Genomic DNA, 8,671 nt, shown 5'->3' with positions numbered 1-8,671 from the left:
CCAGCAGTGAAGCCAGTACCTTGGTCAAACATCAACGATGCACCAAAACCACTATCACGGTCATCATCATCAGATACAAAAGATTCATCAGCACCATACTGAAGTGCAAGTTCTAATGGTAGACCATTGTATTTAGGTGCAATCCATACGATTGAGTTATTAACACGACCACCATCAGCCATGGTTACTGCATCAAGGATATCGTCTTCCATGTCAAGGTTACTAACACCTAGATTGTCCCAAAAACCTTCAGTAACAGTTACGTTATTGATGTAGTCAGTCACTGAGTAGTTACGACCGAAACGGAACTGACCTAAGGTTTTGTTGTCTAGACCAAGGTAAGTATCACGGCTTCTTAAAGCAACATTATCATCACCACTGTCATCGATAGCAATGCCATACTCTAACTGATAGATAACATCAGTGTTAGCAGTCATTGCTTCAGAGCCTTTGAAACCAAGACGTGAGATGTTTGAGTTGATTTGTACTGAATCGCTATCTACATCATATTCTGGAAGTGATGAGTCACGCTCAGCATTTACATAGTCAGCAGTAACGAATGCTTTACCATAAATAGTAGGGGCTGCATTGGCTGCAGATACAGATAAAGCAGCAACTGCTGTAGCTAAAAGTAGTTTTTTCATGGGTGTATCTCCACTTTACAATTTTAGTAATAAGCTAGCTATTATTAGCTGGTGCTCATAATGGTATCGTCACAAATCCTCAAAGATATAATGTGTAACTGGCTACCGAGATTAGTCAGGAACAAGTGTGGCGAATTGCTATTGCAGTAAGATCAAAAACCATGACTCACATGACTGGGATTAAAACAACGTAACTGCCATGTAACCTTTGGTATTTATTGCTCCTTGCGTAACATCCGTTACCAAACTCATACTTCGAGTACAAGCATAACAACTTTGACATAATTTGCAACATGTTTTTTTGCTTTTTCGATACATCCATTATCAAATAAAAAATGCTTGGCTGTATTTGAGCGATCACTAAAAAAAATTCTATTGACTCAACAAGATACAGAAAACATTGATTAATATCATTACTGATAATCTTAAATAGCAATAACGAATATCAAGTATTTAGCCAAAAAAAGCGCTATTTATTTAACAATAAATAGCGCTTATAAAATACTGCTTGTCTTATTTTTGTCACATTTGACAGTCACAAACGAGCAAGATAGTACAATATACCATCCTGCTCATTAGCTTAAGCCTGCCTAAAAAATGATACTTAATTTATCATTTTAGGTGTTTGCTTTTAGATCAAGACGTGCCTGATGCAACAATGGTTCAGTGTAGCCACTAGGCTGCTCACGTCCTTTAAACACTAAATCACAGGCTGCCTTAAACGCATAAGAGTTTTCAAAATCGCTAGCCATTGGTTGATAATCACTATCACCAGCATTTTGTTCATCAACGACTTTTGCCATACGCTTCATGGTCTCAAGCACTTGCTCCTCAGTGATCACATTATGATGCAGCCAGTTAGCGATATGTTGACTGGAAATACGTAGCGTGGCACGATCTTCCATAAGACCAACATCATCGATATCAGGTACTTTAGAGCAACCAACGCCTTGGTTTACCCAGCGTACGACATAACCTAGGATACCCTGCGCATTGTTCTCTAATTCTTGCTGCTTTTCTTCTTTAGACCAGTTGGTGTCTTTCGCTAATGGAATGGTCAAGATATCATCCAAGCTTGCACGCTCACGTGATTTTAGGCTGTCTTGTACTTCTGTCACATTTACTTGATGATAGTGCATGCTGTGCAAGGTTGCCCCTGTTGGTGACGGTACCCATGCCGTACTAGCACCAGACTTAGGATGCGCGGCCTTGGTGTCCATCATCTCTTTCATTTCATCAGGCTTCGCCCACATGCCTTTACCAATCTGAGCAACACCCTGTAGACCTGTCTCAAGGCCAACATCTACGTTCCACTGCTCATAGGCTGGCTGCCATGCTTGTGACTTCATCTCACCTTTTGGTACAAATGGGCCTGCATTCATACTGGTATGCATCTCATCACCTGTACGGTCGAGGAAACCAGTATTGATAAAGATCACTCGCTCTTTGGCTTGGCGAATGGCTTCTTTTAAGTTGACCGTCATGCGACGTTCTTCATCCATGATGCCGATTTTAAGGCTATTGCGCTCAAGCCCTAGCAAGTCTTCTGAAGCGTTAAACAAGTCATTGGCCATTTTGACTTCTTCAGGGCCATGCATTTTTGGCTTAACGATATACATTGAGCCTTTGCGTGAATTCGATAGTGGGTTTTTACCTTTTAAATCATTTAAAGACAATAATGGCGTGATTAAGCCATCCATCAATCCTTCGAAGATTTGTTCTTGACCATTACCCAAATCTACTAAGATTGCTGGGTTTTGCATCAAGTGACCGACGTTACGAATGAGTAGTAACGAACGACCCGGTAGGATAAGTTTGCCACCATCTGGCCTAGTGTATTCGCGGTCTGGATTTTGTTGACGAGTACGCGTCTTGCCACCTTTTTCGAAGGTTTCTTGCAGGTCAGCATTCATCAAACCAAGCCAGTTGCGATAGACTTCAACTTTTTCTTCAGCGTCAACCGCAGCGACTGAATCTTCACAATCTTGAATGGCTGTAATCGCTGACTCAAGTAAGACGTCTTTGATATTTGCAGGATCATCTTTACCAACTGGATGATTGGCATCGATTTGGATTTCGGCATGCAGATTGTTGTTCTTTAATAAAATACCTGTTGGTGCTGCGGCATCACCCACAAAACCGACAAATTTTTCAGTGTCTTTTAGCGAAGTGCTGCTATCACCTTGGATAACTGAAAGCGTGCCATCAACCACTGCAAAGCCTGTCGCGTCATTGTATGAGCCTGATGCTAGCGCAAAGTTTTCATCTAAGAATGCTTTTGCATAAGCGACGACAGCAGCACCACGAGTCGGATTATAGCCACCTGTTGCTTCTTGACCATTATCATCACTGATGACATCGGTACCATATAAGGCATCATACAAACTACCCCAACGTGCATTGGTTGCGTTCAGTGCGTAACGAGCATTGCGCACTGGTACGACCAGCTGTGGCCCTGCGATATGAGCAATCTCATCATCGACGTTTTGTGTGCTAACTTTGAAGTCATCGCCTTCTGGTAATAGATACCCAATCTCTTGTAAAAATGCCTTATATGTAGGGTAATCGATTTCGCCGTCTTTGGCAGGGTTGTCTAAATGCCACTGATCAATCTGTGCTTGAATTTTGTCACGAGTCGCAAGCAATGCCTTGTTGCGCGGGGTAAACTCTTTGATGACTTTTTCGAAACCTGACCAATAACTGTCTGAGTCAACACCGACTTTCGGTAGAACTTCGTTTTCAATAAAGTCATACAATTGCTGGTCGATGGCAAGGATGCCTTTTTGAATACGATTGGCGTTAGAAGACTGGCTCATGTTGTTATCCTTATCTGTTCGTGAGAGTGTAAATACGAAGTTGCTACCGCAATGATTGGACATTGTCGGTCTTAGACATCTATTCCAAGTTTAGATGCAGTACGAATCAAACCTGTTGTTCTATCATATAAGTTTGTCATGAATAGCGCTTTAAACATTTGTGCTATGCTACTAACATACATTTTTTGCTGCGTTGAAGCACGCTTGCTAATAACATTATAGAAAACGATACAGATCATAAATATAGCCATTTATTTCAAACGGTCTATACCTGTGTATCAATAGCTTTATGTCATATTGGCATGAGTTATAATGCTCACTATCCATCACTAAGCGATGACTGATATATCAATAGTAAGAAAGATTCTGCTTTAGCAAAATCTTATCCTACTATCAAATAAAGAAATAAACAAGAAAACACCATTCACTAAGTAAATGTTGGGGTTGTATAATTATGATGACCTATAAGCTGTCGAGCCTAAAGTCTATTCTCAGTGATTTTATATGCACAGATAATTAGACCCAGATAAACAGTAAGTAATCATTACTGTATCGACTTATAGTTATTAGTTATCTATCCCATTTTTATGTTTAGCCAATACGTATCAAATACTTAACCATGACAGAGACTATGAACAAAGAAAATATGAAACCTATTAACAGCAGTGATAACGCCTTAAACGATGAACTTATGAACGACAATGCTATGGTAAAAGACAGCATAGAAAAAGACAGTGTTGATATCACTCAGCTACGTACGCCCATCAAGGTAGACCTATCGCCTATTTATAATTTCTTGGGTGCTCGAACCACACAGGCTTGGGTAGATGCGGCGATTAATAACTTGCCATTAATCATTCAGGATCATGCCAATTGCGAAAAAAAAGCAGCAGGCACCGCCATGAATCTCATATTCCGCTATGAGTTTTCCTATGATTTACAGTGTAAGCTGGCGCAGTTGATACGTGAAGAGATGCTACATTACGAGCAGGTACTAGGCATCATGAATGACCGTGGTCTGGAGTGGAAATATCTCAGTGCTGGGCGCTATGCAAAAGGCATGTTGAAGCACAAGCGCACTTACGAGCCAGCAGCGATGATCGATGTGCTAATCATTGGGGCATTCATTGAAGCACGCTCTTGCGAACGATTTGCGTCGTTGGCTGAGGTTATCAATGATGAGCGCTTGGCAAAGTACTATCGTTACTTACTTAAGTCAGAAAGTCGTCATTTCGAAGATTATTTGGCCTTGGCTCAATCACTGTCTGAAGACAATATTGATGAAAGAGTGGCTTTCTTTAAAGAAGTGGAATCAGAGTTGATATCCAGTCCAGATGCCGAATTGCGCTTTCATAGCGGTACACCTGCTTAGATATCGCTAGCAATCGTTTAGACAAATAAAAAAGGTTCTACTAGAGTTCAAGATATTTAGCTTGAACTCTAGTAACACCTTTTCTGATTCTGATTAGATCTGTCTATTGACGTTTTTGCTTATGACACTCTTTGTAGAATCCAGAACCATCACAATAAATAACTATTTATCGTCTTTCATTAGCGGACTGTCATACTGTTTACGGTTTTTGGCAATATTATGTGGGTCGTGATCGTCCGTCGCTCTTTCTGCAGCAGCAGGATTGGCTTTCTGTAAGGCATCATCAGCGACAATGCCATTGTTATCATCTGCATCTTTTAGTTTATGATTCTGATTCACTGCCTTATCGTCTGGCATGCTCATAATGACACCTCACTCTCGTCGTTATTATTATTGTCTTATCTACATATAAATTACTAAGTAAATACTATCTGTCTTTTTCATCAGGGTTCAACACACGTGATTGCGCATTATCAGCATTTGCATAACGGTTTAGATTATTGATACCTTCACTTTTAGAAGGCTCACTGCCAACTGTATGCTCATTAATACCGTCATCAAAAGCATTGCCCTCTTGGTCACGGCGATCAGGCTGACGAGCAGGATTATCGTTGTCATTTACGTGTTCTGAACGAACAACCCCTTCTTCAAACGTGTCCGTTCCTTTGTTCTCAGTGATATTCTTTTCTATCTGGCCAGCTGATAATGCTGATTTTTTATTTTCCATGGTCATATCCTTATTATTTTTATTCGTCTCTTTTTAACGGCTATGTTGCCTATTATTAATAGGCTATTTGTCATTAAAAGCTGTTTATCATCAAAGATTGCTAATTAACAAAGCTACTTATCGGATTCATTCGACATCAGCCAATCTTTACTCGTTACCTTTTTGGCTCAAGTCTTGGACATTCAAGTCCGCAACATTTTTGCCACCCGCTGGTAAGTCTTCTTCTTTTCGGGGATCAGCATATATTTCATCTGTTTCTTGTGAGTCTTGCTGTGGACCATCAATGTCTGGCTCATGCTTGCGCCCTTCATAACTGTCCTGCACATTATTTGGATGTGATGCTGCCAAATCATTGACTACTACTTTTTCTTCATTGTTTGACTGACTATCAATTGTCATAGCATGTTCCTCTCGTTGATATGTTAAACGTTAAATAAAAGCATTTATTACCATAACTATTTATCAGTGCGTAGTTCATCTTCGATAAAAGAGGTTTGCTCTTCTTCACTCAACGATTCAGGTGCATCTATTTTTTTATCACTCTTGAGATTTTGTACAATTTGTTTGCTGTCAGCGTTTTCTGCTGCTTGTTTGATATCTGAGCTGTCGTTGTTTGTCGTACTCATAATGATTTTCCTATTTTTATAATTCATTGGTTTTACTTGTTTTTTATATAGCTACTTATCTATTAGGACTGATATTGATTATAAGTAGAACGTTGTGCACCTCACCAGTGTACTGCCGTATCAATATGTGAATAAATGTGAGGTTACAAGACAGTTTGTAACTTGTATCTTGTAACTTATGTCAATCATTTGCCCAAATAAAAACCAAGCGCCAGTACTTACCAGCGCTTGGTTTTGTTAACTCGTTTAAAACTATTTACAACATCAAAAATATATCTACAAGAGTGCGCTAGACTGAATCTCCCACCCCATTGATAACCTTTAATAGGTGTTCTTGGGCGATATACGGCGTTTCACCCGCTACTGGTTGCAGATGTGTCCACACACCATTGCCATCCAGTGTCCAAGCTTGAGTATTGTCTTTTAGGTAACTGAGCAATCCATCTTGATAGACTTGCTTAAACAGTTTTTTGTCTTCAATAGGAAATGCCACTTCTACGCGATGGAATAGATTGCGATCCATCCAGTCAGCACTGCCGCAATATAGACGCTCATCACCATTGTTATAAAAATAATAAACACGTGTGTGCTCTAAAAACCGGCCAATCACAGAGCGTACAGTAATATTTTCAGACAGACCTTTTACTTGTGGACGTAAGCAACATATAGAGCGCAAAATCAGCTCGATTTTGACGCCTACTTGTGAGGCATCATACAACTTAGCAATTAGACGACGCTCAGTCAGGGCATTAACTTTCACGATAATGTGAGCCTTCTTGCCTGCTTTTGCATGTGCGATTTCAGCATCGATAAAGCGTATTAATTTATCATGTAGCGTAAATGGGGCATGCAGTAGCTTTTTGAGATTGGCAGGCTTGCCCATCCCTGTCAGCTCTTGGAATATTTTATGGACGTCTTCTGAGATGTCAGGATCTGCGCTAAACAAACCATAGTCGGTATAGACTTTTGCGTTGGCAGCATGATAGTTACCTGTACCCAAATGCACGTAACGGCGGATACGGTCATCCTCACGGCGAACGATGAGCATGAGCTTGGCATGGGTTTTATAACCGACGATACCATAGACCACGACTGCGCCCGCTTCTTGCAGATAATTAGCAACGGCAATATTAGAGGCTTCGTCGAAACGCGCTCTCAGCTCGATAACAGCGGTCACTTCTTTACCATTACGGGCAGCAGCGGCAAGTGCTTTGACGATTTCTGAATTGGTACCTGAACGATATAGCGTTTGCTTAATCGCTAGCACTTTTGGATCACTGGCGGCTTGCCATAATAAATTGATAATTGGCGAAAATGCATGAAAAGGGTGATGTACGAGCACATCCTTTTTGCGCATCGCGGCAAACATACTGGTCGCTTTGTCCAGTTTGTCCATCTCACGGCGGAACTCTTTCGGTATCACATGAGTGAACGGCTCATAGCGCAGCGCTGGAATATTAAAATCAAACAGCAACCGTGTTAAGTTAACTGGACCATTGACACGATATAGCTGATTATCATGTAGCTCAAACTCATTGAGTAGATAATCACTGATATGCGTCGGACAGTCCATGGTGACCTCCAAACGAACCTTGTCACCAAAGCGGCGGTTTTCTAACTCACCCTCTAGCGCTTTGGCAATATCTTCGACATCATCAGCCAGATCTAAATCGGCATTACGGGTCAGCCTGAACTGATGACACCCTGTCACATTCATACCAGGGAATAGCTCTCCAATATGCTCATGAATGATGGCAGATAGCATGACGTGATGCTCTTTACCGCCTGTCAATTCATCAGGTAGACGAATCACACGTGGCAGACTGCGCGGCGCTGGCACAATCGCAAGATTGATATCACGACCAAACGCATCTTTGCCTTCTAAGGTAGCGATGAAATTTAAGCTTTTATTAACCAAACGCGGGAACGGATGCGCAGGATCAATACTAATCGGCGTCAACACTGGCGATACTTGCTCAGTGAAATAGCGCTTCATCCAAGCCGACTGCTCTGCATTCAGCTCATCGCGTTTTAGATAACGGATGTCTTCCTTAGCAAGCGCGGGCAAGACATCTTCGTTAAGAATGCGATACTGCTCATCGATAGCATCATGCATGACCGTGGATATCTCATTCAGTACCTCACTAGGGCGCATACCGTGGACACTGGTCGAGACATCACCGATATTGAGCTTTTGCATCAGGCCTGCGACCCGAATCTCAAAAAACTCATCGATGTTTGATGAGAAAATAATCAAGAAAAATAGGCGCTCAAGTAGCGGATGGCGGGGACTGGCCGCCTGCGCTAATACACGTAAATGAAACTGCAATAAAGACAGGTCACGATTAATATAGCTGCTCGGCGAGTAGCTACCGTCTTCTGAACGCTGCCATGCCACTGTGGTCAAATTCTCATGGTTACCCTCTGTATGGGTTTTATTATCAACAGCCACAACGTCATTCACATTGCTATCACTACTTTGCTCT

8 protein-coding genes are annotated in these 8,671 nt (G+C 41.4%); 1 reads left to right on the top strand and 7 read right to left on the bottom strand.

Annotation, left to right across the window (positions count from 1 at the left end; genetic code table 11):
• Window positions 1-644 (bottom strand): porin (locus I6E83_RS10695; RefSeq protein ID WP_197101816.1); only part of this gene is annotated, 644 nt, incomplete at its 3' end.
• 617 nt (window positions 645-1,261) lie between these two features.
• Complete coding sequence (locus I6E83_RS10690; protein ID WP_197101814.1) at window positions 1,262-3,460, bottom strand: malate synthase G; 2,199 nt, start codon at window positions 3,458-3,460, stop codon at window positions 1,262-1,264.
• Between the two features lie 706 nt (window positions 3,461-4,166).
• On the opposite strand from I6E83_RS10690, the gene I6E83_RS10685 reads away from it, so the two are divergent.
• Window positions 4,167-4,832, top strand: coding sequence for a tRNA-(ms[2]io[6]A)-hydroxylase (locus I6E83_RS10685; RefSeq protein ID WP_227680922.1), 666 nt, complete (start codon window positions 4,167-4,169; stop codon window positions 4,830-4,832).
• A gap of 162 nt (window positions 4,833-4,994) precedes the next feature.
• Here the strand turns inward: I6E83_RS10685 and I6E83_RS10680 are convergent, their stop codons facing one another.
• The 5 genes from I6E83_RS10680 to ppk1 form a co-directional block, all read right to left on the bottom strand.
• Window positions 4,995-5,195 (bottom strand): hypothetical protein, encoded by a 201-nt coding sequence (locus I6E83_RS10680; RefSeq protein WP_197101810.1) that lies wholly within the window; start codon window positions 5,193-5,195, stop codon window positions 4,995-4,997.
• Between the two features lie 64 nt (window positions 5,196-5,259).
• Window positions 5,260-5,559 carry a hypothetical protein gene (locus I6E83_RS10675; RefSeq protein ID WP_227680915.1) on the bottom strand — a complete coding sequence of 100 codons (300 nt, stop codon included), beginning with the start codon at window positions 5,557-5,559 and terminating at the stop codon, window positions 5,260-5,262.
• 147 nt (window positions 5,560-5,706) lie between these two features.
• Window positions 5,707-5,958: a hypothetical protein gene (locus I6E83_RS10670; RefSeq protein WP_197101808.1), complete on the bottom strand. Its 252-nt coding sequence runs from the start codon at window positions 5,956-5,958 to the stop codon at window positions 5,707-5,709.
• 56 nt (window positions 5,959-6,014) lie between these two features.
• Window positions 6,015-6,185 carry a hypothetical protein gene (locus I6E83_RS10665; protein WP_197101806.1) on the bottom strand — a complete coding sequence of 57 codons (171 nt, stop codon included), beginning with the start codon at window positions 6,183-6,185 and terminating at the stop codon, window positions 6,015-6,017.
• A gap of 289 nt (window positions 6,186-6,474) precedes the next feature.
• On the bottom strand, window positions 6,475-8,649 hold the full coding sequence (ppk1, locus tag I6E83_RS10660) for a polyphosphate kinase 1 (protein ID WP_413787063.1): 2,175 nt from the start codon (window positions 8,647-8,649) through the stop codon (window positions 6,475-6,477).
• Between the last annotated feature and the right edge of the window lie 22 nt (window positions 8,650-8,671).

The sequence above is a fragment of the Psychrobacter sp. SZ93C1 genome, from assembly GCF_015864635.1.
In the GTDB taxonomy this organism is placed as follows: domain Bacteria; phylum Pseudomonadota; class Gammaproteobacteria; order Pseudomonadales; family Moraxellaceae; genus Psychrobacter; species Psychrobacter fozii.
Note: the sequence above shows the minus strand (reverse complement) of the source record. Positions and strands in the feature narration are given on the sequence as shown.